The following is a 26,734-nucleotide window of genomic DNA, read 5'->3' as shown; positions in this document are numbered from 1 at the left end:
CTCCCCGTTGTTTGCATTTCACGCTTATCGCTAAAGAACTCGTAAGCATAATTACAGCCCGTTGAGCAAGCCCTGAAAACGATCATCTTTCGTCTTTCGATATGGACATTACGCTCTGTTACACTGCACTACCAACTAAAAAAAGCTGTCTACTTAGCGATTAAATCGGGGAAACACTCTGTTGGGGGCGGTATGCGTCTTTTTGTTTACCGTCTCGCGGGCGTCTCGACGCTCGGCGATGCGGCCTGCGTCTCTACGTTTCGCGCACCGGGCTTTACAGTTCGGGCTCTTCCACTTCTCATCGCACTTGCATCTGCTGGCAGTTTCCTTCACGCGCCGGGAGCCGAAGCTGCACCGCCTCTTCCTCAAGGCGGTAAATATGTCGCGGGCTCGGGAACCATCGCACAAAGCGGCGGAACCCTGAATATCAAGCAGTCGGGCACGAACGGCATTATCAATTGGACGAGTTTTTCCATCGGCGCGGGCAATACGGTTTCCATCAACAACGGAACCGGCGCAACCCTCAACCGCGTCACCGGCAACGACATGTCGGCTATCTACGGCACGCTCAAGAGCACCGGCAGCGTCTACCTCATCAATCCGCATGGCGTGCTCATCGGGCCGACGGGCGTGGTGGCGACCGGCGGACGCTTCGTTGCATCGACACTCGACACCGATAACGACTCGTTCATGAACAGCCCGGATTACTTCACGCTCGGCGGCAGTTCGAATGCCAGCGTGATCAATCTCGGGAAAATCAGTTCGTCGGGCGGCGACGTCTTCCTCATTTCGGCGAAGAGCGTCATGAATGCGGGATCGATCAGCGCGCCGAAGGGCACGGCCGAACTCGTCACGGCGCGCGAAGTCGTGCTTGCGGACAGCGCATACGGCCAGCAAGTTGGCGTGCAGACGACGGGCACGGGCGGCGACGTAACCAACTCGGGCACGATCCAGGCGGCGCTGATCAGCCTGCAAGCGGCCGACGGCAACATTTTCGCGCTTGCGGGCAAGTCGGGCGCACTGCGCGCCACCGGCACCGAAACGCGCGATGGCCACGTGTGGCTCGTGGCGCAAGGCGGTACGGTGGACGCACGCGGCGCCACCATTTCCGCGCGCAACGCGGATGGCAGCGGCGGCACCGTCGACATGACCGGCAACGCCATCAAGCTGAGCGAGGCGAAAGTAGGCGCGGGACAGTGGAACATCACGGCCCCGACCTTTACCGCCGACGCAGCGCCCGCCCGCACGCTGGCCGCGAACCTGAGCAGCGGAACATCGATCACGGTCCATGCGAATGGCGCGGATGCCACCAAGGGCGCGGGTGACATCAACGTGACATCGAATATTCGGTGGAACGGGTCCTCGTCGCTGACGCTCGACGCCGGGCATTCAGTGACCATCGCGCCGGGCGCGACCATCGCCAACACGGGCGCGGGTAGTCTCACCTTGCGTGCGGACGCCAGCGCGGTCGACAACGGCGGCAGCGTGACCAATCGCGGCACGCTCGACTGGTCGCACAGCACGGGTATCGTCTCGGCGCTGTACGACATGACCGGCAGCTACACGCCCGGAACCGTGCATGGCAACGCGAGTTGGAGCGCGGCGCCGTTCAGCGGTCTGCTCACGCAGGTCACGGCTTATCAGCTCGTCAATTCGATTGCCGATCTGCACGCCGTGAAGAACAATCTCGGCGGCACTTACGCACTCGGCTCGTCGCTGGAGCTGGATGGCGCAACGGGCCTCTCGGGCATCGGCAGCGCGGCGCAACCGTTCACCGGTCAGTTCGACGGCATGGGGCATCTGCTGAGCGATCTGAACATTCCGAGCGGAGCGAATACGGGCTTGTTCGGCGTGGTCGGCCCGACCGGCATCGTGCGCAACGTACTGGTGGATAGCGCCACCGCGTCGTCGTCGGGCGGTCCGGTCGGTGTGCTTGCGGGCACGAACTACGGCTACCTGGTGAATGTCGCGAGCACGGGCATCGTCAACAAACCCACGGGTGCGGCCACGGCAGCGGGGGGACTGGTCGGCATTAACCGCGGACGTATCGAGCGTTCGTGGAGCGGCGCGCAAGTCAATGGCGATGGCGAAATCGGCGGTCTAGTCGGCGAAAACGATGGTTACATCGGCCAGTCGTACACCGTCAACTTCATGACGGCTGCCGCAACAGCGACGATCGGCGGGCTCGCGGGCGTGAACAGCGGCACCATCGAGCAGTCGTATTCGCAGAGCTTCGTGAATGGCGGCGCATATATCGGCGGCTTGGTGGGCAACAACACCGGCACCATTCGCCAGTCGTACAGCACGGCATCGCTTTCGCCGGGCACGGGGTCGCATAAGCCGGGCGCCATTGCGGGCACGAATAGCGGCACGATTGCCAAAGACGTCTTCTGGGACAAGGAAACGTCTGTCGCGACAGCGGGTGTCGGCAGCGGCAAGGCCATGTCCGCTTCGAGCGGTCTGACGAGCGCGCAAATGGCCACGCCGGCGAGCTTCGGTCCTACGTGGGACTTCAGCTCCAAGGGAACGTGGTCGCTTCCGGATGGCGCGGAAGAGCCGGTCCTGCGCTGGACGGCCGGGCTGTAACGTAGAACGGACGCGGGCGGACATCGTTCCGCCCGCGTCGATATCGAGATCGACGTGGGCGCGCATAAGCGTCGTGCCGTCGCGCTAAGTCGTCCTGGCGCGCGCGCCGCTTTCGCACACCGTCATCGCTAAGGTTTCCCCAGGCGCTTGCCGTTATCCAGACAGGCTCAGGAAAACGGCATGTCAGCGATGGCTTCGACGCACACGCATTACGACAATCTCAAAGTGACGCACAACGCGCCGCCCGAAGTCATTCGCGCGGCGTACAAGGCGTTGAGTCAGCGCTATCACCCCGACAGGAACACGAGTCCGGACGCGACAAGAATCATGAAGATGCTCAACGACGCCTACGCCGTCCTGAGCGATGCCGAATCGCGGCGCGGTTACGACGTGACGATTGCGCAACAGCTCCCGGAATCGGCTGCTTGGGGCGAGGTCGGTTCGCGTTCGTCGATCGGTGAATCGAATGCGACTATCAAGCGCGGGAAGCTGCGCGGCTGGGCGTGGCTTCTGGCCGTTGGCGTCGTCGTGTCGATACAGTGGTTGGTCAGTGAACCGGCGACGCACAAGCCGAGCGTCGCTGCGGCTTCTTCTGGCGAGCAGGTTGCCCGCGTCGCGGCAAAGGCGGATGAACCCGTCGCAACGGTTGGCTACGCCGAGCGCGTCGGACGGCGCGTGCGGACGAATATCGCGTGGACCAATGGCGTGGCTGGACTCGAAACGGTGATCGGCGCGCGCTGTGCGCCTAATGGCGCGTTGCTGTCCGCGTCCATCGTACATTCGAGCGGCAACGCGCAATGGGACGAAACGGCATTGCGCGCCGTTCAACGCCTCGACCCGATGCCTGACGATACGAACGGCGAGACACCCGCCGCATTCGCCGTCACCGTGCGCTCATCGGGCAATTGACGCGAATTTTTCAATCAGCAACCCTGGCGCGATGTTCCCGCATCGAGCGTCTCTGAGCGCTTGTGCGCTACCGCGTGACTATCGTCGCGCATGTCTGCTCCGCAGGTTTCCAAGGCATCGAAGAAAAGCAGGTCTTGCGCAGATCGGGTTATCGTGCGACAGGCGTCGGCGGTTTCTTAGCCTCTACATTCTTTCGACGATAGGGGCATGCGCTTCTCATGCGGCCTGGCGCGCTAAGTCCGTGCTGTTGCCGCCACTAAAATAGCCACCGTGCGAAAGGCCTCTTGCCCAACATCGGTTCGCCTGTTCCGGAGAGTGCATGTTCGAGAATATGCTGCGTGTCGAAAGGGGACCAGACTGGCAGTTCCACGTCTACACGGATAGCTGGCTGGTCGCGGTCATGCTCGTGGCCGCCTTGCTGCTCGCCATCCTGCTGGCAAGCGCGATCTGCTACTACCTCACGCGCTGGATCATGCTCATGATCGTCAGCCGGCTCACGCGCAACGAAGGGCGCAAGTGGTTGATCGCCGCCGAGCGTCATCGCGTGTTTCACCGGCTTGCGCCGCTCGTGCCCGCTGCGATCGTCTATGCATCGGCGCCGACGCTCTCGGGTCTCACAATACCGTTTATCGCGGTGCTCGGACGGCCATTGGGCATTCTCGCCGCTTGCTACATGGTCTACACGCTGCTGCGCGCCGCGCTGGCACTGCGCGACAGCATCGACGAACGCTATAGTCACTTTCCAACTGCGAGCGAGCGGCCAATCAAGAGCTTTCTGCAGATTGCCACCATCGTGGTGTATCTCGTCGCGCTCATCTCCGTGGTCTCGCTCTTGATCGAGCGTTCGCCGGTCTATCTGCTTACCGGCCTCAGCGCGGTGACGGCGTTGCTCATCATCATCTTTCGTGACTCGTTGCTCGGCTTCGTGGCCAGCATCCAGTTGGCAGCCTACGACATGCTGCGCGTGGGCGACTGGATCGAAGTGCCGGGATTCGTCGCGGATGGCACGGTCATCGATATCGCGTTGAATACCATCAAGATACGCAACTTCGACAACACCATCGTGATGCTGCCAAGTCAGCTCTTGCTCACGAACAGTGTGAAGAACTGGCGCGGCATGAGCGAGTCGGGCGGACGGCGCTTGAAACACGCGATTCATTTCGATGTCGATACCGTGCGCTTCCCCGACGACGCAATGCTCGCGCAAATGCACGACGCCATCCGCTTGCCGGTGGGCGCTTTCGAAGGCGAGCGTCGCACGAACCTTGGGTTGTATCGTCGCTATCTGAGCGCTTATCTTCGCAATCATCCGGCGGTGCGGCGCGACATGCCGCTCGTGATTCGTCATGTCCAGACAGCGGCGCCGGTGGTCGCGCTGGAAATCTGTCTCTATCTCGACGAGATACGCTGGGAGCCGTACGAGGCAATGCTCTCGGATATGCTCGATCACGCGTATGGCGTCCTGCCGTTATTCGGTTTGCGGTGCTGGCAAGAGGAGCGGAAGGGTTCCGCGGTTTGAAGACGGCGTTGCAATCAGGCGGCGTGCGTCTACAGTCAGCGTCGCGCGCGCCGCATGCCTTTCACCCAACGCTCCGGCCAAAACCGCCACACGAGCAACAGCAAGCCAAGCGCTGCCGGAATCCAATTCAGCTTGGTCGGCACGCGTTCCGAATGCGCAAAGCGCGCATCCGTCATGGCCATCAGCAAGTCCTGTGGCAACCGCAAACGTCGATAATCGAAGCCGATTTCTTTCGCAATCGACGCCAGATATCGTCCGCGCAATTCCGACAACTCCTCGTGACTCTCGACTTGCACGCTCGCGCCAGGTTGTGTCGGCACTTGAATGACTTCATCGGCGCGCCAGTAGCCGATACGATTGCCGTCTTTATCCGTTCGCGGGATGGGCGCGGGCTGATCGCCGCCTATGCCGATAAGCCAACCCTTGAGTTGCGAGCGTGGAATGTCGCGCACGCGCTGATCGCCGGGAAGAATGGGCGGTGCTTCCTGGCCGTCCGTGATCATGAGAACACTGGCGTCATGCCCGATACTGCGCGCCGTACGCACAGCCGCGAAGATACCGCCTTCGGCCACTCGGCTCCAGTTGGTCCAGCGCATCGTGCCATCGATACCGGCAAGCGAGGCAAGCAACGCATCGAAGTTGGCGCACACCTCGACGGGCGGCACCAGAAGCAAGGTGCTCTGGCCTGTGAAGATGCTCCAGCCTATCTTCGAGCCGCACGGCAAATGCTCGATGCTTTCGCGCATCGCGGCCCGCGCGAAGTCCAGTCTGCTGATCGGCGCGCCGCCGACGACACCCACGTCCTCGACGCTCATGCTCTGCGTGATATCGAAAGTGACGATATAGCTGAACACGTCGCGTTGGAACATCGCGCCGGGCATCCAGACGGCGGCAAGCAGCAACGGCACGGCGGCTACCGTGGTCCAGTGTCGCCGCCGAAGGAACGCAAGTGTCGCCGCGACTGCCTTCATGGCAGATCCTCGCTTTGCGCGCCACGCGCCTTCACCGTGGCCTGATGCTTGTAGTCGCGCTCTTCGTCGCTCGTCTGGCCCTCGGGCGCGAGCCACAACGCGCGTTCGAGGTTATAACGCGCGTCCCAGTCGTCGGGCGTGAGCCGCAGCGCCGAACGATAGCGTTCCTTGGCTTGTTCGAGCAACGGAAGCGAGCGAACCGGACCGCCCGCATCGGGACCGGCCGTCTGACGCAACGACATGTTGGCAAGATCGAATAGCGCGGCCGTCTGCAACGCGGCATCGTTGTCCTGCACGAGCACGGAGTCGTAAAGCTTCTGCGCGCCCGCATAGTCGCCTGCCTTCGACGATACGACCGCACGCGCCAGCCGAACTTGGGCGGCATCGTCCAGTGACTGCGGCTGCGCGCCTTTGGCGCTTACCGCCGACACCGCGCGCGCGACAGCATGCGCATGCTGCAATGTCGCCAAGTCGAAGAGCGCGACTGCTGCAAACACGAGCGTTGCGCCGCCGAAGGCAAGATGAACGGCCAATCGCTTCATGACCAGCTCCGTACCTGAACCGCGCGCAGCGCAAGCAACGCCGCGCAACCGAGCAATGCGGCGGCATAGCACAACGCGCTTTCGTCTTGCCGCGGCAAGCGCTCGTCGAAAGATACGACCGCGTTGTGCTGCTTGTTGATCTCCGACATGGCGGCGGCCATTGCGCCCGCGTCCTCCGCCTGATACAGCCGATACGGCGAGCCCAGCGTCTGAAAATAGCGATGCAGTTCAGCTTCGGCCGAGGCGTCGTCGGCGGGCGCCATCTTCGTCAGATCGGGGCTGTAGACGCCGCTGCGCAGATACACGAAGTAAAGCGCGATCTGATTGCGCGCAAGGCCCTCGCTGATCGCCGCGCGTGCAGCGGCATCGAGATGCGCGCCGCCATCGGACACCAGCACGATGGCGCGACGGCCCGCGTATAGCCTGCCATCGAACTGTTTGATCGCCGCGATGAGCCCGCGATCGAGCTTCGTATCCGGCATACCGCGGCCTATTCCCGTGCCTGAGATCGCTTCCGTGATGATCTCGTGATTCGACGTGAACGGTACGGCAAGAACCGGGCTGATGCCGAACATGAGAAACGCAAAACGGTCGTCGGGTCGCTCGGCGACGAAGCGTTCGAGCGAGTGGCGAGCCACCGCGTTCTTGGACTGGCCGCTCGGTTCGGAGACAGGCGTCTTCGACATCACCGAGTCCATGCTCGCGCTACGGTCCATCAAAATGAGAATGTCCGCCGCCGTGCTCGTGCGCAAGACGTGCAGATGTGAACGTCCCGGTCCCGCGAGACCGATGATGATGGCCAGCATCGCGAGCACCGCGCACGCACGCCGCAGGTGTTCGACGGTCGCGCCGACAGTATCCGCTGGCAGCCAGTTCACCGACGAGAAAGCGAACGCCTCGCTCGGTCTCGGCAATAGCGGCAAGAGCGCGAGTGGCAGCATGAGCAGCAGCCAGGGCCGGAGAAAGTCGACGGGCATGACGTCATTGCCCTCGCTCGGCCCGATACAGCGCACGCGCGAAGTCACGCAAGTCGAACGGCGCGGGAGCGGCATCGCGGACAAAGAAGCGTTCCTGCGAGCGCGTGTAGAACTCTTCGAGTCGCGGCTTCATCGATTGAAGATACGGCGCGCGCATGAACAACGTCGGTAGCGATGCCGCATGCACGACTTGCCCGGCCGTTTCGTCGAGCGCGCGATGCACGTGAACCCAGGCATCGTCGTTCGCATCGGCGTCGGTGCGTATATGCCGCCATGCGCGAGCGAACGGACGTTGCCTTGCATCGCGGCGGCTCGACCACCACCACCACGCGGCCCAGCTTGCGAGCGTGACGAGCAGTAACGCAAGCATGACGATCATGCGCCGATGAACCGCCGGATCATCCACGGGAATGTCGAGCCGATCGGGCCTGAGCGCTTGCAGATCGCCCGCGCGAAACGAGGCGCGCGGCGTCAACGGCCCGACGCTGATCGGCCATGCAGGCACGCGCAGCACCGCGCCCGCAGCCGGCCTCAATTCGAGCGCGGGCAGTTCGATGTTCGTGAGAGCCTGAGCCGCGTTGGTTATCTGATATTCGAGCACCAGCCACGAGCGGCCCTGCGTGTCCTTGACGATTCGCGACGCACGGCGCTCGAACCACACGCCCACGCGCCCGGCCGATGGCAAGGCGACATCGTGGCCGTCGGTGCTCAAGAGGACGCGCTGCGTCAAGACATCGCCGAGAACGTGGCCGAAGGCGCGCGGCTGCTCGACCGTCGCGTTGACCGTCTGTTCGGCTCGCGCCGGTTTTATGCCGATCAGACCGAAGACGATCAGCATGAACGCGAGGATCATCGCCCGGTTGCCGCGCATCATGCGGACGTTTCCAGGAAGTGGCGCGAGAGGGCTTCGGCATTGAAGGCGCCTTCGACAAAGAAGGGATACGCGCCGCGTCTGCCGAAGGCCGTCTTCAAATCGTGGCGCCGCTTGGCGACGTTATCGCGCCATTGCCGAACCACGCGAGCACGCAGCCAAAGCGTGCGGTTTCTGCCGGTCTCCAGATCGCGGACCGAGAGAAATCGGCCTTGCGCGGGCGGCTCGATTTCGGCCGCATCCCAGATGACCATCGGCACGACTTGCGCGCTGACGAGACGATCCAGCGCCGTGTCGATACGGTCGAGCGGCCAATGAAAATCCGAGACCAGAAAGACGAGACCGCGACGCCCGGCAAGACGTTCGAGTGCGCGCTCCAGCCCGGCGTTTTCTGGCGTGGCGTGCGATGCCCCTTCGAAACCGCGCAGCAGCGCCGCCATGTCGTCGCCGATGCCGCGTCCGTGTCGCGCAGGCATGAAGAGGTCTTCGCGTTCCTGCTCGTCGAACGCGAGCATGCCGACCTGATCGCCCGCGCGAAACGCGCTATAGCCGAGTGCTTCGACGAAATCGGCGGCCAGATCGAGCTTCGAACGCTTTGCGCCGAAGAGCATTGATGCCGATACGTCCACCACGACTTGCACCGGCACCGCGACCCGCTGCAAATGCAGACGCACGAGCCACTGCGGCGGCACGGAGCGCTGGCTTGCGCGCAAGTCGAGGCGTCGCGGGTCGGGATGATCGAAGAGACGCGCGTGCATCGCAAATTCCTGCCCCGCGCCGAAACTCGTGCCGGGATGCGAGCCGGGCCGGAATCCGCTGGCGCGCCCCGGCAGCCGATAGTGGAATTCGACTGGGTTCTTCATGGCATCACGGCACCGCGATTTTCCGCATGATCGTCGCGGTCAATGCCTCGGCGAGTTCCTGCCGACGCATCTCATAGACGGGCGTAAAGAACACGCGATGACCGAGCGCGGGCAGCAGCACCGTATGAACGTCTTCGGGAATGGCGTGCAGACGGCCGTCGAGCCAGGCGTTCACGCGCACGGCGCGCACCAGCGCGCTCATGCCACGCGGACTTGCGCCGGCAAGGATCAGCCGCTCCATGTCGACGCCGTCCAGTTGAATGTCGAAGCGCTGAGGCGTTTCCGTCGCCTCCCAGATCTTCAGGATGTAGCTTTCCATGCTCGGACTGAGCGTCACGCTACGCTGGATCGCCGCGCCGATATCGTTAAGACGCGTCGAATCGATCACGGCGGACGGGACGCTTTCGATGAGCGCATCGGCGTCATGGAACGCAGGATCGAAAACGAGCGCGCGACGCACATCGGTGTCCGAAGGCGTCGGCATGTTCAGTTCGAACAGGAACCGGTCGCGCGCGGCGGAAGCCAGTTCGAAGGTCTCGTCCTTCTCCACCTTGTTGCGGTCCGCGAACACCGTCATATGCGGAAAGCGATATTCGCGGCCGAAGGCGGAGACGGAACGCTCGGCCATCGCCCGAAGCAGGAGCGATTGAACCTGCGGGCGCGACCGGTTGATCTCGTTGAAAAAGAACGTGGTCAGACCTTCGCCGTGCCGCAAGAGCGGACCGGGATCGATGCGCGGTTTGCCGTCGGCATCGACGAAGGTGTGATAGATGAGATCGCCCGGCATCAGGTCGATGGTGCCTTCGATCCGTTCGAAGTCGCCGCCGGTCGCGCGAGCGAAGGCGCGTAGCAAGGTCGTCTTGCCAACGCCGACGCCGCCTTCGAGCAACACGTGCCCGCGAGCGAAGAGCGCAATCTTGATTAGATGGATGGTTTCATGCTGTCCCACCACGGCGCTCGCCACGGCCAGTTCCAGCTTTTGTGCGGCGCGGCGCCAGTCTTCCAGTTCGGTTTCCGATGCCATGGTCGTTGTTATGAGGCAGTGCGGTCTGTTCAGGATTACCGAAGCGAATGCATAAGATATGCCGATGTAGTCCGGGCTTGGCTTTCAAGCGGAAAAGGGGAGAGTAGAGCGGAGCATAGTGTCATCCATCGACAACACTGTGTGGCAGCGTTTCGGTGTGAAGCGTGTGAGGCGTGTGAGCGTTCAACTCGCCTTCGCAAGCGGCGTTTCAGTCTCGACAGCTGAATCGATCTGCGCGAGCAAGGCTGACGCAACGGCCAGTTGCGCGGGCACCAGATGCCTCGTTTCTAGAATCTGCATGACACGCCGCCGCCAGTATGCAAGCGGCAGCACGCGGTTTCGATCGCGCACTTCGTCCGGAATGACGATGCGCAAGTGCGCCAGGTCGGCGTCCGTCAAGCGCAGTTCGTATGATCCGGTGGGAAATGGGTCGTTGGGTTTCATGCCTGTATATCGGCAAGGAACACAAATTTCCTGAGTGCTTTGGTAGCCTGTCGCCAGCCAAATGACCGGCCCTAAAATTTTTACACGGTCGCTGAAATGTTTTGCCGATTACTGGAAATCGCTTTTCGCGTGATCAAACGAAAAAGGCCGCATTCCCTGAGGAAAGCGGCCTTTTCACGCGGCGCACAATGCTGTCTCGCCGCTATCTTCACGCCAGGTTATTGACCCGCTGCCGGCGAAACCACGCTCGGGGTAGCCAGCGTGTTATTGGTCTTCGGTGCGCTCGTGGCCGACGTCGAAGTGCCGTTCGTGCCGCTAGGAAGCCCCGAATTCGGCGCACGAGCGCCCATGCCGCTGTCCGAGTTCGTCACGCCCGGCGTGCCGTAGCCGCCCGTTGCGCGGTTCACCTGATTCGCCGGGCTGGCTGTGCTCCCGGAAGAACCTGCGCCACCGTTCGAGCCGCCTGCCGACTGTGCGAAAGCGCCGGCCGACAGGGTGAGTGCGGCGACGGCCGCGACTAAAGTGCTGATTGCTTTGCTCATGATCCGTCTCCTTTAAGGGATTGGAATATGGAAACAGACGAATGCCGCCTGCTTGCTTTTGAGGCAGCAAACAGCGTGCCGCAGGCTTTCAATTCGCATAGAGCAGGCCGGCATCAAGTGAGGAGCATTTTCGGCATGAGAAGCCGCAAAGCCAGCCCCCATGCGACGCCTATCTCATGCATCGATGTTCGATCGTTAGCCAGCTTCAGGCATGCCGTGGCCCATTTCGCCGATGACGTCACAGATCGACGATAGTCAGTGTCGTCATCTCGATTCGCCCACATCCTCCATCAACATCCGCGCGCCTTTCTCCGCCACCATGATCGTCGGCGCATTCGAATTGCCGGACGTGCAACCGGGCAGAACGGATGCATCGATCACGCGCAAGCCTTGCACGCCGCGCACGCGAAGCCGGGGATCGACCACGGAATCTTCGCCGCCGCCCATTCGACACGTGCCGACCAAGTGATACCCCGACACACCACGAGCCAACGCATAGTCGAGGAGCGCATCGTCGGCGATGACGTTATCGCCCGGCAGCGTCTCGTGCTCGATGTATCGCGCAAGCGCGGTCATCGAAAAAATCTTGCGGCCAAGTTTGAGGCCCGCGACGACGGCCGCTTGATCGCGCGCATCCGTGAGATAGCGTGGAGAGATGACGGGCGCCGCGTGAGCATCGGTCGAAGCGGCGTGCACGCTCCCCTTGCTATGCGGGTACGACTGATAGATGGCGAGTGTCATGCCCGGCTCTCGTTCGAGCGCATACGTGCCCGGCTCGAAGCTCGCGGGCGCGAAGCTCAGTTGCAGATCGGGCGCGTTGGCTTCAGCGCTGCTGCGGGCAAACGCGGCGCACGTGCTTGCGCCGCACGTAAGCAGGCCCTTTCCCGCCACATAGCGCGACAGTTCCTTGAAGAGCGCGACGCCATGCGTGCGTTCGTTGAAGGTCGACTGGCCGCGCACGCGTTGAGTGACACGCACGGAATAGTGATCGCGCAGATTCTCGCCGACGTTGTCGTTCTCGTGCACGACGTTCACGCCGAGCTTCTGCATCAGCGAGCCCGGCCCGATGCCCGACAACTGCAATAGATGCGGCGAGCGGATCGCTCCGCACGCCACGATCACCTCGACACGCGCGCGAACCTTGATCGTGCGTCCCGCTTGCGACACCTGCACGCCAACCGCACGCGTGCCATCGAAGAGAATGCGTTCTGCAAGCGTGTCGGTCATCGACCCGAAATTCGCCCGTTTGCCGATACCTCGAAGATACGTCTGCGCCGGCCCCGCGCGAAACCGTCCCGCGCGATTCTGTTGAAACGGCGCCGCGCCTTCGCGCTCGACGCCGTTATGACTTGCACGGACCGTCATTCCAGTCTGGCCGCACGCATCGAGAAACGCCTGACTGAGCGGATGCGTCTCCATGAAATCATTCACCGGCAAGACGTTCGCCGGGCTCGCACCGCCCGCATTCTCCATCTGTTCGTAGATGGGCAGGATGTCGTCGAAGGACCAGCCCGCGCAACCTTCATCGACCCAACGCGCATGTTCCGCTCTGGCCGAACGCACATAGAGCATGCCGTTCATCGACCCGGTGCCGCCGAGCATGCGCCCCTGCGGATAAGCGATCACGCGCGAATCCATGTGCGGCTGCGGCGCCGACCGATAACGCCAGCTCAGAACCGGATGCTCGATCAGCGAAAGAAAGCCAGCAGGAATATGGATCATCGGATGACGGTCGCGCGGGCCGGCTTCGATGAGAAGCACGCGATGCGCGCCGCTCGCCGATAACCGGTTCGCCAAAACGCAACCCGCGCTGCCGCCACCGACGATCACGAAGTCCGCTTCTCGATCCCATTGCGTCGACATGTGGCCTCAGTAACTCGTTACATTTGCGCGCCTGCCGGCAAGCGGACCCGCAGCGGCGGCTTCGGCGATGAGCGCTTCGCTTGCACGGCGCAACGCACGCGCACGCTCCACGGGCGGCGCGAGATTCGGCAAGCCGTGCATCGGAATCTCGACGGATATCACGGTGTCGGGCGGCAGCGCGCGGACCATCGAGCGCAGATCGATACCGCCATCGCCCGGTGGCAAGCGCGCCTGCCGCGCCTGGAAAATGAGTTCGGCGTCGGTCGTCGGGCGTTCGCGCGGCGCATCGCATAACTGAAAATACGCGAGCTGGTTCGCGGGCAATGCGGCGATTTCCTCCGCGCTGCCGCCCGAACGATCGACATGCATGGAATCGACGATGATCGAGCCGGTGCCCGCAAGCGTCAGCACGCGACGCGCGGACGCCATGTTCTTGATGCCTGTCCACGGCATGAATTCGAGCCCCATTCCAATGCCATGACGTGCGCCGAGTTCGAAGAGTCGCGCATAGCGATCCGCGATGGCCGCTTCGTCCGGACTGTCGCCCGCAACCAGCATGTGACGCGCGCCGAGTTCGGCGGCCGCCGCAAGCAAGGGCTCGTGCGCGTCGATGTCGGTATCGGGCAGCAGGCGCACGATTTCGACATCGTGCACGGCTACGTTCAGATCGCACATGCGGGCGAGGGTCTCGCGCATCATCGGCGTGAGCGTGGCGCCGATCATCGGATGCTGATGCTCGCCGGGCGCCACGGGCGCAAGCCGCAGATTCACCGAACGAAAGCCCGCCGCGCTGGCGGCCTCGATCATTTCCGGCGGCGTGAGTTCGATCAGGGTCAGGTGCGCAAGGGAGAGCAAATGCGTCATGGCGTCAGGCGTTCAGGCTGATGGGTTGAATGTCCTGGGCGCTTTCAGCGCCGTCTTCGAGCGTGTCATGCTTGGCGAAGAACGCGAGCGAGCGCGCGACGCCATCTGCGAGCAAGGTCACGGGCAAGCCGGGAAGCACGCGGTTCAAGTCGTCGGGCGGAAGGTCCGCGACAATCGGCAACGGCGCGCCGCTGGCGGAAAGACGCGCGCCGGGCACTTGCCTGCCGATCTCTTCGATGAGCGCATCGGTGCTCTGCACATCGCCGCATAGATTGAAGACATGCGCGCCTTCGACCACGCGCGTGAGGGCCGCCCAAAAGGCTTCGACGACATCATCGACATGGATCATGCCGGTGCGGCCGGTGAAGGGAATCGTGTAGAGCTCGCCGCGCGCCGCCGCCTGGCACGCGAGACTCACGCCCGCGCTTGCGCCGTCTTCGCGCCCCGGACCGTAGACCACGAATGGACGAAAGCCCACGCTGGCCACCGCGCGTCCGTCCGGACCGGCGTTGTACCAATAGCTACGCGCGCAGCCTTCCGTGGCGAGCTTGAATGCGCCGTAGTGCGTGGTCGGTTCGGGATACGCCGCGTGCTTCGGTCCGTAGACGCCCGCCGAACTCGTGTAGACCACGCGCGCGATGCCGTGCTTCTTCGCGGCCTCGAAGACGTTCAGCGTGCCGATCACGTTGATGGTCGCGCCGCGCACCGGATCGTTCTGGCAGAAGGGCGTGAGCACGCCGGCGAAATGCGCGACGGCATCGCAAGCCGCGAGCGCGTGATCGACCGCGCGGGTATCGCCGATATCGCCTTGCAACCATTCCACGCGTTCAAGCGATGCACCTAGCAGCACACGAATCAGCTTGCCCGGCGGATTCAGGTCGAACACACGCACCGTTTGTCCTTCGGCGAGCAGGCGTCTGACCAGCCACGCACCGATAAAGCCATTGCCGCCCGTCACGCAGACTTTCATTGCCGCCTCCGATGTCTCGTTCGTTCCTCGATTTCACTGACTAACTAGTAGGTTCGTTAAATCGGTGGTGGTAGATTAATCGATGGAGCAACATGGACACTTGGGGATAACCCCAGTCGCCAGCCATCCACTTGAACGATCCGATGCCATCCGATACCTACGAACCCGTTCCCGCGCCCGAGCCGAAGCGGACGAATCAGCGCGATCTGGCCGCTGTGCGCACGCGCGCCGAGATTCTGCAAATCGCCACGGAAGAGTTCGCGCTGCACGGCTACACGGGCGCGCGTGTGGACGCGATCGCCGAGCGCATGCGCGTATCGAAAGCGATGATCTACTACTACTTCACGAACAAGGATGGGCTCTATCTCGCGGTGCTGGAGCACGTTTATTCGTTGATCCGCGATGCCGAGGAAGCCACGCGCCTCGATTATGAAAGTCCGGCCGAGCAGTTGCTGTCGCACTATATCGAGAACACGTTCGAGTTTCACGAGAATAATCAGGTGTTCAGCCGCATCATCAGCATCGAGAACATACACAACGCCGCGTTCCTGAAGAAGTCGCCGACCATCAAGGCGACGAATCGTCCGGTGCTCGAAACGCTGACGAGCATTCTCCATCGCGGCATTGCGGCGGGCACGTTCCGACGCGACATCGGCGCGGTGGATTTGCACTATCTGATCAGCGCGCTGTGCATCTATCGCGTGTCGAACCGGCATACGTTCGGCACACTGTTCGATGTCGACTTCGCCAAAAAGTCGACACGCAAGAAGCAGCGGATGCTCGCGGTCGAGTCGGTGTTGACGTTGCTCATGAAGCCGGCCGCGGATTGACTGGCCCTTCGTAACCGTCGCACGAAATTAACCCCTTGGAACAAAAGTTGCGCCTTCCCTGAGTCTCACGGCCGGCGTTCGGGCGCATGCCTGTCCGTCACCGTCACTCTCCAAAAGAGGCGCAACGATGAGTATTTTGTCCGCAGTAGGTTTGGGTTCGAGCAAGAAAGTCCGCTATGCGATCGTAGGTTTGGGCGACATCTCGCAGGAAGCGATGATGCCCGGCGTGAGTCACACGGATAACTCGGAGATCACCGCGCTCGTTACGAGTGATCCCGAGAAGGCGCGCAAATTGAGCGAGCAATACGATGTAGCGCACACCTATGGCTATGAGCAATTCGATGAGATGCTCGCCTCCGGCAACATCGATGCCATCTACCTTGCCACGCCGAACTGGCGCCATGCGGAGTTCGTCATTCCGGCGCTGAAAGCGGGCGTGCATGTGCTCGTCGAAAAGCCGCTGGAAGTATCCACGCAGCAATGTCAGGCGATCATCGAAGCCGCGAAGGCATCGACGGCGAAACTGATGGTCGCTTACCGTTTGCATTTCGAACCCGGCACGTTGTCGACCATCGAACGCATTCGTTCGGGAGAGCTCGGCGACATCATTCTTTTCACGTCCACGTTCGTGCAGAAGGTGGACCCGGCAAACCATCGCGCGACGAGCGGCATCACGGCGGGCCCGATCTTCGACATGGGACCGTATCCGCTCAACGCCGCGCGCTACGTGTTCGAGGACGAGCCGACCGAGGTCGTTTCGGCTGTCGGCGTGCGGCATCCGGAAGCCGGTCTCGGCGATTTCGACGACACCGTCGCCGTCACGCTGAAGTTTCCCGGCGACCGGCTCGCGCAGTTCGTCGTGTCATATGCGGCCAACGCACTGGAGTCGTTCTTTGCTGTCGGCACGAAGGGAAGCATCGCAATGCAGCCGTGCTATACGTACGGCAAGCCGCTCGAACAGGCCGTGACCATTGGCCAGGACGAAGAGAATCATTCGTTCAAGAACACGGACCACTTCGGCGGCGAGATGAAGTACTTCTCGGAGTGCATCTTGAACGACACGCATCCGGAGCCCGACGCGGAAGAAGGTTTCGCCGATGTGCGCGTGATCGAAGGCATCGTCAAGGCGCTCGAAACCGGTGGACCGGTCAAGCTCGATCCGTTCGTGCGCACACGGCGTATCGACACGTCCACGCAATTGCAGACGCTGCGCGCCGTGAAGTCGCCGGAACTCGTGAACACGAGCAATCCGGCCGAAGGCATCGACAAGGTGCCTAAAAATTGAATTCGCGCAAAGAGAAGACTCGACGTGACGCCGATGGCTTTCTGCCGCTCGATGCCTACGGCGCGTTGGGCGATGGCCGCTCCGTTGCGTTGAGTGGAGCGGATGGATCGATCGACTGGTGGTGCGTACCGAGCATCGACTCGCCGCCGCTTTTCGACCGGTTGCTGAACCCGCAAACAGGCGGTTTTTTCGCCATTACGCCCGCCGAACCCTTCGAAGTCGAGCGGCGTTATCGCGACGACAGCAACGTGCTCGAGACCGTCTTCACCACCGCGTCGGGCCGCGCGAAGCTGGTCGAGTCGCACAACAGCGGCGGCGCGGGCAGACTCCCCTGGGCCGAGCTAGCACGGCGCATTGAAGGCATCGAGGGCGAGATGCGATTCGACTTGCGCATCGTCTTCGGGCGTCAGGACGATACGATCAATCCGTATTGTTCGATGATCGGCAAACGCGCGGTGTTTCATGCGGGGCGCGTGTTGGGGCTCTTTCTGCATAGCGAAGGTGTGGTCGTCGACGAACGCGCGGATGCCGGTGTCGTCGCGCATGTGGTCGTGCGTGAGGGACAGCGCGAGACCGTGGCGATCGTCGCGGGCGAAGACGAGCCGCTCGTCGTGCCGCCAATCGAGGATATCGACAGGCGCATCGACAAGTCCGACAACGAATGGCGCGAGTGGACCACGAAGCTGCGCTATGACGGGCCGTATCGGCCGCTTCTGATTCGCAGCGCGCTTGCGCTCAAGCTCTTGCTTTTTTCGCCGAGCGGCGCGATTGCAGCGGCCGCGACTACATCGTTGCCCGAGCGGATTGGCGGCAAGAAGAACTTCGACTATCGCTACGCCTGGATACGCGACGCGGGCTACACCATCAAGGCGTTTTTGCGCATGAATGCGCAGGAAGAAGCAAAGGCGGCCTTTACGTGGCTACTGAAGCGAATCGAGACGCAAGGCGCGCGCGTGTTGTTTTCATTGTCGGGCGACGTCGTCGCGGATGTGCACGAGACCGGCCTTCCCGGTTACATGAATTCTGCGCCGGTCATCACAGGCAATGCCGCGACCAATCAGCATCAGCACGGCATTTACGGCGATATTTTCGGAACGGCCGCGGTTTTCGTGCGCGCGGGGAATATCCTCGATTCACAGAGCGCTCAGACGCTCTCGCGTCTCGCGGATCAATGCGCCGACCGCTGGCGTCTCAAGGACTCGGGCATTTGGGAACTCGAAGAAGCTCAGCATTACACGATGTCCAAACTCAGCGCGTGGGAAGCGCTCGCGCGTGCGGTCGAACTGGCCGATAGCGGGCAGTTGCCGACCACATGCCGCGATAGATGGGCGCGTGAGCGCGATCGCATCGAGCAATGGATCGACGAACATGGCTGGTCCGAAGAGAAGGGCGCATATGTGATGTATCCGGGCAGCGACAAGCTCGACGCGTCCATGGCGCTCGCCACACGCTTTCGCTATGACGGCAAGGAACGCGCCGAACGTACGCTCGACGCCATTCAACGCGAACTGGGCGAAGGCGCATATCACTATCGATACAGCCGTGCTTCCGAAGAAGAAGGGTGCTTTCTCGCGTGCACGTTCTGGCAGATCGAAGCTCGCGCGTTGCTGGGACAGAAAGACCGCGCGACCAAGGCCTTCGATGCGGTCATCGAAGCGCTCGCGCATGGCGTCGGAATCTACCCTGAGATGGCGGACCCGCAAACCGGCGAGTACCTCGGGAACTTGCCGCAAGGGTTGACGCATCTCGCGATCATTCAGGCTCTTACGGCGTTGCAATCATCGGGGCGAATGGAGGACGACATCTAATTCGTGGTGAACGATGCCGTCTCGACCGTCAGCGCGGGCATTCACCTATGTCATTGCGTTTATTAGACCCATACTGTGGGACATCACCGAGGGTCGTGTCAGAGACACCCCGTTCCTGACGCGCGGTGTTTCTCCGGTAGGCAGAGAGTCGTCAATGACCCGCCATGGAACACGCCCGCGACAGGTCCGTCGCGGGCGTTTTTTTATCGCTGCTCATGCGGCGGGCTTCATCGTGATGCGCCGCTGAGTTTGTGCCCGGCATCCCGCGAGAGCTTCACGTAGCCGTAGATCGACACGAGCGTCACCACGCCCGCAGCGAGAAACGCAAGGCGGAAGTCGTCGAGTGTGAAGGTGTGCGCGTGCGCGCCGTCCTTGCCGTGATAAGCCGATGCCGTGCGCAACGCCAACGCGCCGAATGCAATGCCGAGCCCGATGCTCATTTGCATCGCCGCGTTCCACATCGTGTTGGCGGCGCTCATTTGCTGCGTCGGTACATCGGCGTAGGCGAGCGTGGCGAGCGAGGTGAACTGCATCGAGCGCGTCACGCCATAAACGAAGATCACGAGCAGCGTGAGTACGAGCGGTGACGCCGGCGTGAGCAGACCGCATGCAATGGTGAATGCGCCGCATACCGCACAGTTGATGATCGCCACGTTCCTGAAGCCGTGGCGCTTGAGGATGCCGGTCGTGAGCGCCTTCATGCCGAGATTGCCCAGAGCGCTTGCAAGCAGTAACAAGCCCGACTTGAACGCGGACAGCCCGAAGCCGATCTGAAACAGAAGCGGCATGAGATAAGGCACGGCGCCGATGCCGATACGCGTAAACGTGCCTGTCACCACGGTCACCGAGAACGTGGGGATACGCAGCGTCGTCACGTCGATGAGCGGATGCCGCGCGACGAGCGCATGCCGATAAGCGATCACGCCGATGACGAGACCAACCGCGATCACGGCCAGTCCGACCCACGGATTGGTATCCGGCTGACTTGCCATATCGGCGCCATAAAGGATGGCGGTGAGCGACAGGCCGCTCAGGATGAGCCCGGCTACGTCGAACGGCCGGCGTTCACCGCTGCGCAGATTCGGCACCCACTTCAGCACGGCCAGCAATACGACGAGGCACACCGGAAGATTCAGCAGGAAGATCCAGCGCCATGATGCATACGTGGTGATGAAGCCGCCGATGGGCGGCCCGACCACCGGCGCGACGATGCCCGGCCACGTGATGGTGGAGATGGCCTGCATCAACTGCTTCTTGTCGACGCTGCGCACCACGGTCAAGCGGCCGACCGGCACCATCAACGCGCCGCCGATGCCTTGCAGAACCCGGGCCGCCGTGAACTGCTCCACGTTCTGCGAGATGCCGCAGAGCAAGGACGCCAGCGTGAAGGTCACGATCGCGCTGAAAAACACGCTGCGCGAGCCGAAGCGGTCCGCCACCCAGCCGCTTGCGGGAATGAAGATGGCGAGCGCGATCATGTAGGCGCTCATGCCGAGACTCAGCGCATTGGGGCTCGTACTGAACGAATGCGCCATCTGCGGCAGCGCGGTCGCGATGATCGTGGTGTCGAGATACTCCATGAAGAACGTCGCGGCCACGACATAGGGAAGCGGGCCGAGCGAGACGGTGCGGTCGGTTGAGTCTGTCATTGTCTTGCCGGAAGGCGGGGTGCGGGCTGAGGGTGGATGCTACCAGTATTACTGCGTTCCCGAACCCGGCCGTGATTCAACGCGCCGTTGCGAACGCTCGCGCGGCTGGCACTTTTCGAATTCGGGCGGCGCCGCTCTGTATGACCAATACGCCCATCGTTGTTCCTAGTTGCTACTACCCATTGCCATTTCCCTTCGATTCTGTAAGCGTTATGCGTTGTATCAGCGTAGATATAGCGAGCCGATATATCGACGATAACGATCCCGGAATAAAGGACCTCACCGATGAGCTTCGCACACGACTTCAAGCGTCTTGCCTCGCTGCTGCTTTTGCTCGCGTTGCTCCCGTTCGCGGTCACGGCCTGCGGCGGCAACGACGACTCGCCACCCGCACCGAAGGCGACCTTGTCCGTGTCCGGTGAAGTCGCCACGCCGGGCAATCTCACGCTCGCGCAGATCCAGGCACTTCCAGCCACCACGCAAACCGTTTCCTTCGGCAGCGGCACGGGCCAGCAAAGCCACGTCTACACCGGCGCGACGGTGTGGTCCGTGTTGAACCAGGCTGGCATCGTCGTCAATTCGGCGGTTCACAACGACGTGCTGGGCAAGTATGTCGTGACGACCGGCAGCGACAACTATCGCGCGCTGTTTGCAATGGGCGAACTGAGTCCGGACTTCGGCAATCGCGGCGATCTGGTGGCCTATGCCGAGACGCTCAACGGTGCGAGCGCGGCACTCAACAGCACGGACGGTCCACTGCGCGTCACTGCTCCCGGCGACGTCAAAGGCGGCCGATACGTCTCGAACCTCGTCAAGCTCGAAGTCCATTCCGCGATGTCCACGGTCACGGCGGGCGGCGGCGGTCTCACGACGCAGTTCCAGCTTCTCGGTGCGCTGAATCACCCGGCGACTTTCGACACGGCAGCATTGCAGGCGCTGCCTCCCGTCACGCGCACGGCTGGCGGAAATAGCTACACGGGCGCGAGCCTGTGGGACCTGATCAACGCAGCGGGCATCCAGACCAACACTGCGACTAAAAACGACTTGCTCGGCTTCTACGTGATCGCAACCGGCAGCGATGGCTATCGCGTCGTGATTTCTCTTGCCGAACTGTCGCCGGACTTTGGCAATCAGCCCGACATCGTCGCTTATGCGATGAATGGCGCCCCGCTGACATCCACCGGTTTTGCGCGCCTCGTGATCCCCAACGACGGCAAGGCCGGGCGCTATGTTTCGAACCTCGCGGCGCTCGAAGTCGTATCCGCGCCGCGCTGATTAGCCTGCCTATGCAACGCTAAACCCGCCGCCTGACCTCTTGCGGCGGCAAGCCAAACCCGCGCATGAACGCCTCGCGCATATGCCGGCGATCCCGAAACCCCGTTTCCTTCGCGATGGTTTCCAGCGGATGCCGGCTTTTTTCGATCATCAGGCGCGCTGCTTCCAGCCGCAACGCTTCGATGGCCTTCGCAGGCGATTGCCCCGTCTCCTCCGTGAACACGCGGCTGAATTGACGCGGACTGAGATTCGCCTCGCCCGCGAGTTCCTCGACCGTCAGCGGCCGGCCCAGATTCTTGCGTGCATAGTTGAGCGCGTTCTGAATACGGTCTGATTTCGGCGCGAGATCGAGCATCTCCGAATGCTGCGACTGGCCGCCCGAACGCCTTTGCGGCATCACGAGCTTATGCGCGACCGAGCGCGCAACGTCCGCGCCGAGATCCTTTTCGACCATCGCGAGTGCGAGATCCAGACCGGCAGTCATGCCCGCAGACGTCCAGATAGGACCATCGACGATATAAATGCGATCGTCCTCGATGCGCACATCGGGAAAGCGGCTTTGCATCTCGCGTGCGTAGAACCAGTGCGTGGTCGCGCGCCGGTTGGACAGCAGCCCGGCTTCCGCGAGCACGAAGCTGCCCGTGCAAATGCCCGCGATACGCCGCGCCCGCGTACCCGTGCGCCGCAGGAACGCCAGTATTTCGTGAGGCGGCGGCGTGTCGAGCGGCGTGTTCACGCCCGCCGCGATCCATGTGTCCACGGAGGCACGCGCACTGACCCGGCGCGTGCCGACGCTCATGCCTAACGACGAACACACCTCGCCGCCGTGCGCCGAATAGTTGGCCATCCGATAAAAGGGCTCGCCCGCTACGTGGTTGGCGTATTCGAACACCGACTGCGACGCGATTGCCATCACCTGAAAGCCGTCGCTCAACAAATAGCCGATGCTGTGCATGTTTCCTCGTCCTCGATGTCCGAAAAAAGTCGTTTGTCCGAAAACACGACCATATACGTCATTTCGGTCGCGGTCAATTCCGCGCAGAATCTACTCACGGATTCACCACCACCATTTGAACCGGAGTGACATCATGTCCCAGAACCATCGCGGCACGGCCCTCGTCACGGGCGCATCGTCGGGCATCGGCGCGGTCTATGCCGAGCGTCTTGCGCGTTCGGGCTACGACCTTATCCTCGTGGCGCGCAACCGCGAGAAGCTTGCCGCGCTAGCCGAACGTATCAGTAATGAAACGCAGAAGGGCGTCGAGATCATCGATGCCGATCTCAACGACCGCACGGCGCTCGCGCGTGTCGAAGCGAAGCTGAAGGACGACGCGAGCATCACGCTGCTGGTGAATAACGCGGGCGTCGGTACGCATACGCCTTTGCTCGACAGCGACGTCGATGCAATGACCCGCATGATCGAACTCAACGTGACCGCGCTTACCCGCCTGACTTATGCGGCGGTGCCGGGCTTCGTCGCGCGCGGCAAGGGCGCGGTGATCAATATCGCGTCTATCGTGAGTATTGCGCCGGAGTTGCTCAACGGCGTCTATGGCGGCACCAAGGCGTTCGTGCTGGCCTTCAGCCAGTCGCTGCATCACGAACTCGCGGCGAAAGGCGTGCGCGTGCAGGCCGTGTTGCCAGGCGCGACGGCGACGGACTTCTGGGAAAGCGGCGGGCTCCCTATCGACAATCTGGACCCCGCAATCGTGATGTCGGCGGCCGACATGGTCGATGCCTCGCTAATCGGCTTCGAGCGCGGCGAACTGGTGACGATTCCCTCGCTGCACGACGGCGCCAAGTACCAGGCGTACGAAGCCGCGCGTCAGGCGATGGCGCCGGAACTGTCGACCAACGCACCCGCCGCGCGCTACGCGGCCTGAACCATCGTTCTCTTTTCCACATTTGGACTGACCATGAAAACCACGGGCAATACCATCTTCATCACGGGCGGCACTTCGGGCATTGGCCGCGCGTTGGCGGAAGCGCTTCATCAGCGCGGCAATCAGGTGATCGTCGCGGGACGGCGCCGTGCGCTGCTGGATGAAGTGGCAAGCGCGAATCCGGGCATCGACACGGTTGAACTCGATATCGCCGACGCCGCGCAGATTCGCAGCGTCGCCGCGCAATTGATCGCAAAGTATCCGGCGTTGAATGTCGTCATCAACAACGCGGGCATCATGCCGTTCGACGATGCAGGCGGCGCGCTCGACGATGAATCCGCGGTGCGCCTCATCGACACGAATCTGCTCGGCACGGTGCGCGTGAGCGCGGCGTTCGTCGAACATCTGAAGACGCAGCAACAGGCGTATATCGTCAACAACAGTTCGGTGCTCGCGTTCGTGCCGCTCGCCGCGACCGCGCTGTATTCGGCAACCAAGGCGGCAATCCATTCGTATTCGATGTCGCAACGCTTCGTGCTGCGCGATTCGAGCGTGCGCGTGCTGGAGATCGCGCCGCCGTGGGTGGACACGGACTTGGTCCACAAGAGCGGCGATCCGCGCGCGATGCAGCTGGAAGCGTTCATCGCCGAAATCATGCAGAAGCTGCCGGAAGCGACGACGGAAGTCGTGGTCGATGCCGCGAAGCCGCTGCGCGATAACGCCGGACCGAATGAACATGCGTTCGTCGAGCAGTTCAATCAGTTCGTGACGGACAATCCCATTCCGGTCGCTTGAGCGTGAAGGCGAGAAGGGGCGCCCAGGTTGCAACGCCCCCGATCCTCCTTAAAACTCCAAACGCGCATTGACTGAAACCGTGCGCGGCTCGCCAGGCTGAATGTAGTCGGCATATTGGAATTCCCAATAACGCCGATTCGTCAGATTGTCGATAGCCGCGCGCACGCCGACGTTATGTCCCGCGATGCGTGTCGTGTAAGTCGCGCCAAGGCTGTAGATCATGAAGCCCGGCACGTTCAGATCGCCGGACGGACGCAGGTTCGTGTTGCCCGTGAACTTCGCATTGGCGCCGAGCGTCAGGCCCGGAACCACGGGCACCGCATAATTCACGTGCGCCGCCGCGACGAAGCCGGGCGCACCCGCGACGCGATTGCCGTCGAATGTCGAGCCTTTCTTGTAGTGCGTCGCAATCCACATCAGATCGCCGCCGACCGTCCAGTCCCGACCGATGCGAACATCCGCGCCCGCTTCCATGCCTTCGAAGATGGACTCGCCATCTTCCACGAAGACGTTATCGCCATTGGCGTATTGCGCGCCGCGTTCGATGCGGAACAGCGCAGCCGTCGCGCTCCAGCGCTCGTTCTGACTCTTCACGCCGACTTCGTATTGCTTGCTGCGCAGCGGGTTGAGGATCGCTCCGGCATTGGCGTAGAAGTCGCCGACGACATTGCCCGCTTCCAGCGATTCGACGTAGCTCGCATAGAGCGTCGTGCCCGGCGTGAGCTTGAACATCAGCGCGACGCTCGGCGTGACCACGCCGTTTTGCGAGTAAGTCGAAGTCGTCGTGCCGTCGTTACCGTAGCCGTGCTGCTCGTAATTCGTATAGCGCACGCCGCCGAGCACCGACCAGCGTTCGGTGAGCGCGATGGTATCGCTTGCGAACAGCGCTTTCTGCGTGATGTCCGCGTTGCGATAGGTGTAAAAGCCCGAACTGTCGTAGCGATTGACGTTCGGCTGATAGATGTTGCCCGTGCCGATCTGGTCGTAGAAACTGTTCGCGGTGTTGTCGTTGGTTTGCTTCTGATACGCGGCGCCGAACACGAGCTGATGTTGCAGCGGCCCGGTCTTTACGAGACCTTCGGCCATGACCTGCCACGCATTCAGCTGATGCCCTTCCTTGCCTTCGAAGCGAAAGTCGTCGTAGTTGCCCGCTGGATCGAGCAGATTGTACGTGCTCTCGTTCCGATACCGCGTGCTCTTGCTAAAGCTGTATGAGGCCGAAAGCGTCCAGTCCTGATTCAGGTTGTAGCGCAAGCCGGCAGTATAGAGTTGCAAGTTCGTGTTCAGATGCTGGTCCGGCGTGACGAGCGTGCTGCTGCCGCCACTGAGCGTCGCGGGCAACGAGGCGCCCGTGTATTGCGCGGTCGAGATGGCCGTCGTGATGCCCGACGCATGGCGTTCCTGATACAGCGCGCCGAAGGTGGCGATGAGGTCTTTCGTGAGGCGTGCATCGGCGGAAAGGGAAAACGAATCGCGGCGCACGTTGCCGTCGTTATAGGTCTTGCCTTCCTCGTGCGTCGCGTTGAAGCGGTAGCCGAACATGCTGTTCGGTCCGATACGCCCACCCAGGTCGACATGCTCGGACCATACGGCCGTCGACGCATAGCCGACATCGACGCTGGCGATCTGCTTATCCGTGACGGGCGGCTTCTTCGTCACATAGTTGACCACGCCGCCGGGCGCGCCGAAGCCGTACATGAAGCCCGACAAGCCCTTGAGCAGTTCGACGCTTTCGAGTTGCTCGTAGGGCATGGTGATGCCGTAGGCGTTGAACGGCTGGCCGTCGATCCTGTAACCGTTCTGCCAGTCGAGTTGCATGCCGCGCACGGTGATATAGCTCGCCCACGCGTTGTACGGATTGCTGTTGTCCGACACGGATGCGTCCTGCGCGAAGACATCGCCGAGCTTTTTCGCCTGACGATCCGCGAGTTCTTCGCCGGTGACGATAGTGGTCGAGTAGGGCGTGTCGAGTTGCGTGCGGGTGCCGAGCGCGCCGGTGCTAACGTCGCGGCGCAGATGCTGGCCTTGATCGGTGTCGGATGAAGCGGTGACGGAGACTGCGGGGAGTGTGGCTTCGGTGGCGTTGCCGGATGTCGATGAGCCGGTGTCGCTTTGCTGCGCAAGGGCCGATTGACTGGTGGCGAAGAGCAGGAGCGTCGCCAGTGTGGACGGGCGCATCGCCCATTTGCCGATGGTTGTACTGCCCCGTGGTGCTGATTTCATCCCTAATTTTCCGTCGTCGAGTTATTGGCCGTAAATGCGAA

Annotated in this window: 23 protein-coding genes; 9 read left to right on the top strand and 14 right to left on the bottom strand. The window is 62.2% G+C overall.

The window, feature by feature from the left end:
* Window positions 1-192 precede the first annotated feature (192 nt).
* From NCT03_RS28765 to NCT03_RS28755, 3 genes are all read left to right on the top strand, one after another.
* Window positions 193-2,586, top strand: a complete 2,394-nt coding sequence (locus NCT03_RS28765; protein ID WP_250494828.1) for a two-partner secretion domain-containing protein — start codon at window positions 193-195, stop codon at window positions 2,584-2,586.
* A 180-nt stretch (window positions 2,587-2,766) separates the two neighbouring features.
* A complete protein-coding gene (locus tag NCT03_RS28760; protein ID WP_250494827.1) occupies window positions 2,767-3,495 on the top strand; it encodes a TonB family protein in 729 nt (242 codons plus the stop codon).
* A 319-nt stretch (window positions 3,496-3,814) separates the two neighbouring features.
* Window positions 3,815-5,014, top strand: coding sequence for a mechanosensitive ion channel family protein (locus NCT03_RS28755; protein ID WP_250494826.1), 1,200 nt, complete (start codon window positions 3,815-3,817; stop codon window positions 5,012-5,014).
* Window positions 5,015-5,049: 35 nt separating this feature from the next.
* Here the strand turns inward: NCT03_RS28755 and NCT03_RS28750 are convergent, their stop codons facing one another.
* From NCT03_RS28750 to NCT03_RS28700, 11 genes are all read right to left on the bottom strand, one after another.
* Complete coding sequence (locus tag NCT03_RS28750) at window positions 5,050-5,985, bottom strand: vWA domain-containing protein (protein WP_250494825.1); 936 nt, start codon at window positions 5,983-5,985, stop codon at window positions 5,050-5,052.
* Window positions 5,982-6,527 carry an MxaL protein gene (locus NCT03_RS28745; protein ID WP_250494824.1) on the bottom strand — a complete coding sequence of 182 codons (546 nt, stop codon included), beginning with the start codon at window positions 6,525-6,527 and terminating at the stop codon, window positions 5,982-5,984. Before NCT03_RS28745 ends, NCT03_RS28750 begins: the two co-directional genes overlap by 4 nt.
* Complete coding sequence (locus NCT03_RS28740; protein WP_250494823.1) at window positions 6,524-7,504, bottom strand: vWA domain-containing protein; 981 nt, start codon at window positions 7,502-7,504, stop codon at window positions 6,524-6,526. Before NCT03_RS28740 ends, NCT03_RS28745 begins: the two co-directional genes overlap by 4 nt.
* 4 nt (window positions 7,505-7,508) lie before the next feature.
* Window positions 7,509-8,378 (bottom strand): hypothetical protein, encoded by an 870-nt coding sequence (locus NCT03_RS28735; protein WP_250494822.1) that lies wholly within the window; start codon window positions 8,376-8,378, stop codon window positions 7,509-7,511.
* Window positions 8,375-9,238, bottom strand: a complete 864-nt coding sequence (locus NCT03_RS28730) for a DUF58 domain-containing protein (RefSeq protein WP_250494821.1) — start codon at window positions 9,236-9,238, stop codon at window positions 8,375-8,377. The genes NCT03_RS28735 and NCT03_RS28730 overlap by 4 nt, the downstream gene beginning before the upstream one ends.
* A 4-nt stretch (window positions 9,239-9,242) precedes the next feature.
* Entirely contained in the window at window positions 9,243-10,262 is a 1,020-nt protein-coding gene (locus NCT03_RS28725) for an AAA family ATPase (RefSeq protein WP_250494820.1), read from the bottom strand.
* Window positions 10,263-10,445: 183 nt separating this feature from the next.
* Complete coding sequence (locus tag NCT03_RS28720) at window positions 10,446-10,706, bottom strand: hypothetical protein (protein ID WP_244831535.1); 261 nt, start codon at window positions 10,704-10,706, stop codon at window positions 10,446-10,448.
* Window positions 10,707-10,924: 218 nt separating this feature from the next.
* A complete protein-coding gene (locus tag NCT03_RS28715; protein WP_244831533.1) occupies window positions 10,925-11,248 on the bottom strand; it encodes a hypothetical protein in 324 nt (107 codons plus the stop codon).
* A 264-nt stretch (window positions 11,249-11,512) separates the two neighbouring features.
* Window positions 11,513-13,111, bottom strand: a complete 1,599-nt coding sequence (locus NCT03_RS28710) for a GMC family oxidoreductase (RefSeq protein ID WP_250494819.1) — start codon at window positions 13,109-13,111, stop codon at window positions 11,513-11,515.
* Window positions 13,112-13,117: 6 nt separating this feature from the next.
* Window positions 13,118-13,975 carry a sugar phosphate isomerase/epimerase family protein gene (locus NCT03_RS28705; RefSeq protein WP_250469576.1) on the bottom strand — a complete coding sequence of 286 codons (858 nt, stop codon included), beginning with the start codon at window positions 13,973-13,975 and terminating at the stop codon, window positions 13,118-13,120.
* Between the two features lie 4 nt (window positions 13,976-13,979).
* Entirely contained in the window at window positions 13,980-14,945 is a 966-nt protein-coding gene (locus NCT03_RS28700; protein ID WP_250469575.1) for an NAD-dependent epimerase/dehydratase family protein, read from the bottom strand.
* 143 nt (window positions 14,946-15,088) lie between these two features.
* Here NCT03_RS28700 and NCT03_RS28695 point away from each other — a divergent pair, with 143 nt between their 5' ends.
* From NCT03_RS28695 to NCT03_RS28685, 3 genes are all read left to right on the top strand, one after another.
* Entirely contained in the window at window positions 15,089-15,775 is a 687-nt protein-coding gene (locus NCT03_RS28695) for a TetR/AcrR family transcriptional regulator (protein WP_250494818.1), read from the top strand.
* 127 nt (window positions 15,776-15,902) lie between these two features.
* On the top strand, window positions 15,903-17,060 hold the full coding sequence (locus NCT03_RS28690; protein WP_250494817.1) for a Gfo/Idh/MocA family protein: 1,158 nt from the start codon (window positions 15,903-15,905) through the stop codon (window positions 17,058-17,060).
* Window positions 17,057-18,868 (top strand): glycoside hydrolase family 15 protein, encoded by a 1,812-nt coding sequence (locus NCT03_RS28685; protein WP_250494816.1) that lies wholly within the window; start codon window positions 17,057-17,059, stop codon window positions 18,866-18,868. Before NCT03_RS28690 ends, NCT03_RS28685 begins: the two co-directional genes overlap by 4 nt.
* A gap of 227 nt (window positions 18,869-19,095) precedes the next feature.
* On the opposite strand, the gene NCT03_RS28680 is transcribed toward NCT03_RS28685, so the two are convergent.
* A complete protein-coding gene (locus NCT03_RS28680; protein WP_250494815.1) occupies window positions 19,096-20,517 on the bottom strand; it encodes a DHA2 family efflux MFS transporter permease subunit in 1,422 nt (473 codons plus the stop codon).
* Between the two features lie 285 nt (window positions 20,518-20,802).
* Here NCT03_RS28680 and NCT03_RS28675 point away from each other — a divergent pair, with 285 nt between their 5' ends.
* Entirely contained in the window at window positions 20,803-21,792 is a 990-nt protein-coding gene (locus tag NCT03_RS28675; protein WP_250494814.1) for a molybdopterin-binding protein, read from the top strand.
* Window positions 21,793-21,811: 19 nt separating this feature from the next.
* Here the strand turns inward: NCT03_RS28675 and NCT03_RS28670 are convergent, their stop codons facing one another.
* Window positions 21,812-22,747, bottom strand: coding sequence for a GlxA family transcriptional regulator (locus NCT03_RS28670; protein WP_250494813.1), 936 nt, complete (start codon window positions 22,745-22,747; stop codon window positions 21,812-21,814).
* Between the two features lie 133 nt (window positions 22,748-22,880).
* On the opposite strand from NCT03_RS28670, the gene NCT03_RS28665 reads away from it, so the two are divergent.
* A complete protein-coding gene (locus NCT03_RS28665) occupies window positions 22,881-23,675 on the top strand; it encodes an SDR family NAD(P)-dependent oxidoreductase (protein WP_250494812.1) in 795 nt (264 codons plus the stop codon).
* A gap of 33 nt (window positions 23,676-23,708) precedes the next feature.
* Entirely contained in the window at window positions 23,709-24,470 is a 762-nt protein-coding gene (locus NCT03_RS28660; protein ID WP_250494811.1) for an SDR family oxidoreductase, read from the top strand.
* Between the two features lie 48 nt (window positions 24,471-24,518).
* Here the strand turns inward: NCT03_RS28660 and NCT03_RS28655 are convergent, their stop codons facing one another.
* The gene (locus NCT03_RS28655; RefSeq protein WP_502800438.1) at window positions 24,519-26,648 is read right to left on the bottom strand and encodes a TonB-dependent siderophore receptor; all 2,130 of its coding nucleotides are present in this window, start codon (window positions 26,646-26,648) and stop codon (window positions 24,519-24,521) included.
* Window positions 26,649-26,734: the final 86 nt, after the last annotated feature.

The organism is Caballeronia sp. GAWG1-1 (assembly GCF_023631465.1).
Lineage (GTDB): Bacteria > Pseudomonadota > Gammaproteobacteria > Burkholderiales > Burkholderiaceae > Caballeronia.
This window is presented reverse-complemented; position numbering and strand designations above follow the sequence as displayed.

What these genes read in the sequence shown, in the direction of transcription:
- NCT03_RS28675 (WP_250494814.1), top strand. Translation starts at nt 20,803, where the DNA reads ATGAGCTTCGCACACGACTTCAAGCGTCTTGCCTCGCTGCTGCTTTTG.
- NCT03_RS28735 (WP_250494822.1), bottom strand. Translation starts at nt 8,378, where the DNA reads ATGATGCGCGGCAACCGGGCGATGATCCTCGCGTTCATGCTGATCGTC.
- NCT03_RS28760 (WP_250494827.1), top strand. Translation starts at nt 2,767, where the DNA reads ATGTCAGCGATGGCTTCGACGCACACGCATTACGACAATCTCAAAGTG.
- NCT03_RS28670 (WP_250494813.1), bottom strand. Translation starts at nt 22,747, where the DNA reads ATGCACAGCATCGGCTATTTGTTGAGCGACGGCTTTCAGGTGATGGCA.
- NCT03_RS28725 (WP_250494820.1), bottom strand. Translation starts at nt 10,262, where the DNA reads ATGGCATCGGAAACCGAACTGGAAGACTGGCGCCGCGCCGCACAAAAG.
- NCT03_RS28655 (WP_502800438.1), bottom strand. Translation starts at nt 26,648, where the DNA reads ATGCGCCCGTCCACACTGGCGACGCTCCTGCTCTTCGCCACCAGTCAA.
- NCT03_RS28665 (WP_250494812.1), top strand. Translation starts at nt 22,881, where the DNA reads ATGTCCCAGAACCATCGCGGCACGGCCCTCGTCACGGGCGCATCGTCG.
- NCT03_RS28680 (WP_250494815.1), bottom strand. Translation starts at nt 20,517, where the DNA reads ATGACAGACTCAACCGACCGCACCGTCTCGCTCGGCCCGCTTCCCTAT.
- NCT03_RS28715 (WP_244831533.1), bottom strand. Translation starts at nt 11,248, where the DNA reads ATGAGCAAAGCAATCAGCACTTTAGTCGCGGCCGTCGCCGCACTCACC.
- NCT03_RS28705 (WP_250469576.1), bottom strand. Translation starts at nt 13,975, where the DNA reads ATGACGCATTTGCTCTCCCTTGCGCACCTGACCCTGATCGAACTCACG.
- NCT03_RS28690 (WP_250494817.1), top strand. Translation starts at nt 15,903, where the DNA reads ATGAGTATTTTGTCCGCAGTAGGTTTGGGTTCGAGCAAGAAAGTCCGC.
- NCT03_RS28750 (WP_250494825.1), bottom strand. Translation starts at nt 5,985, where the DNA reads ATGAAGGCAGTCGCGGCGACACTTGCGTTCCTTCGGCGGCGACACTGG.
- NCT03_RS28730 (WP_250494821.1), bottom strand. Translation starts at nt 9,238, where the DNA reads ATGAAGAACCCAGTCGAATTCCACTATCGGCTGCCGGGGCGCGCCAGC.
- NCT03_RS28660 (WP_250494811.1), top strand. Translation starts at nt 23,709, where the DNA reads ATGAAAACCACGGGCAATACCATCTTCATCACGGGCGGCACTTCGGGC.
- NCT03_RS28695 (WP_250494818.1), top strand. Translation starts at nt 15,089, where the DNA reads ATGCCATCCGATACCTACGAACCCGTTCCCGCGCCCGAGCCGAAGCGG.
- NCT03_RS28720 (WP_244831535.1), bottom strand. Translation starts at nt 10,706, where the DNA reads ATGAAACCCAACGACCCATTTCCCACCGGATCATACGAACTGCGCTTG.
- NCT03_RS28755 (WP_250494826.1), top strand. Translation starts at nt 3,815, where the DNA reads ATGTTCGAGAATATGCTGCGTGTCGAAAGGGGACCAGACTGGCAGTTC.
- NCT03_RS28745 (WP_250494824.1), bottom strand. Translation starts at nt 6,527, where the DNA reads ATGAAGCGATTGGCCGTTCATCTTGCCTTCGGCGGCGCAACGCTCGTG.
- NCT03_RS28765 (WP_250494828.1), top strand. Translation starts at nt 193, where the DNA reads ATGCGTCTTTTTGTTTACCGTCTCGCGGGCGTCTCGACGCTCGGCGAT.
- NCT03_RS28710 (WP_250494819.1), bottom strand. Translation starts at nt 13,111, where the DNA reads ATGTCGACGCAATGGGATCGAGAAGCGGACTTCGTGATCGTCGGTGGC.
- NCT03_RS28740 (WP_250494823.1), bottom strand. Translation starts at nt 7,504, where the DNA reads ATGCCCGTCGACTTTCTCCGGCCCTGGCTGCTGCTCATGCTGCCACTC.
- NCT03_RS28700 (WP_250469575.1), bottom strand. Translation starts at nt 14,945, where the DNA reads ATGAAAGTCTGCGTGACGGGCGGCAATGGCTTTATCGGTGCGTGGCTG.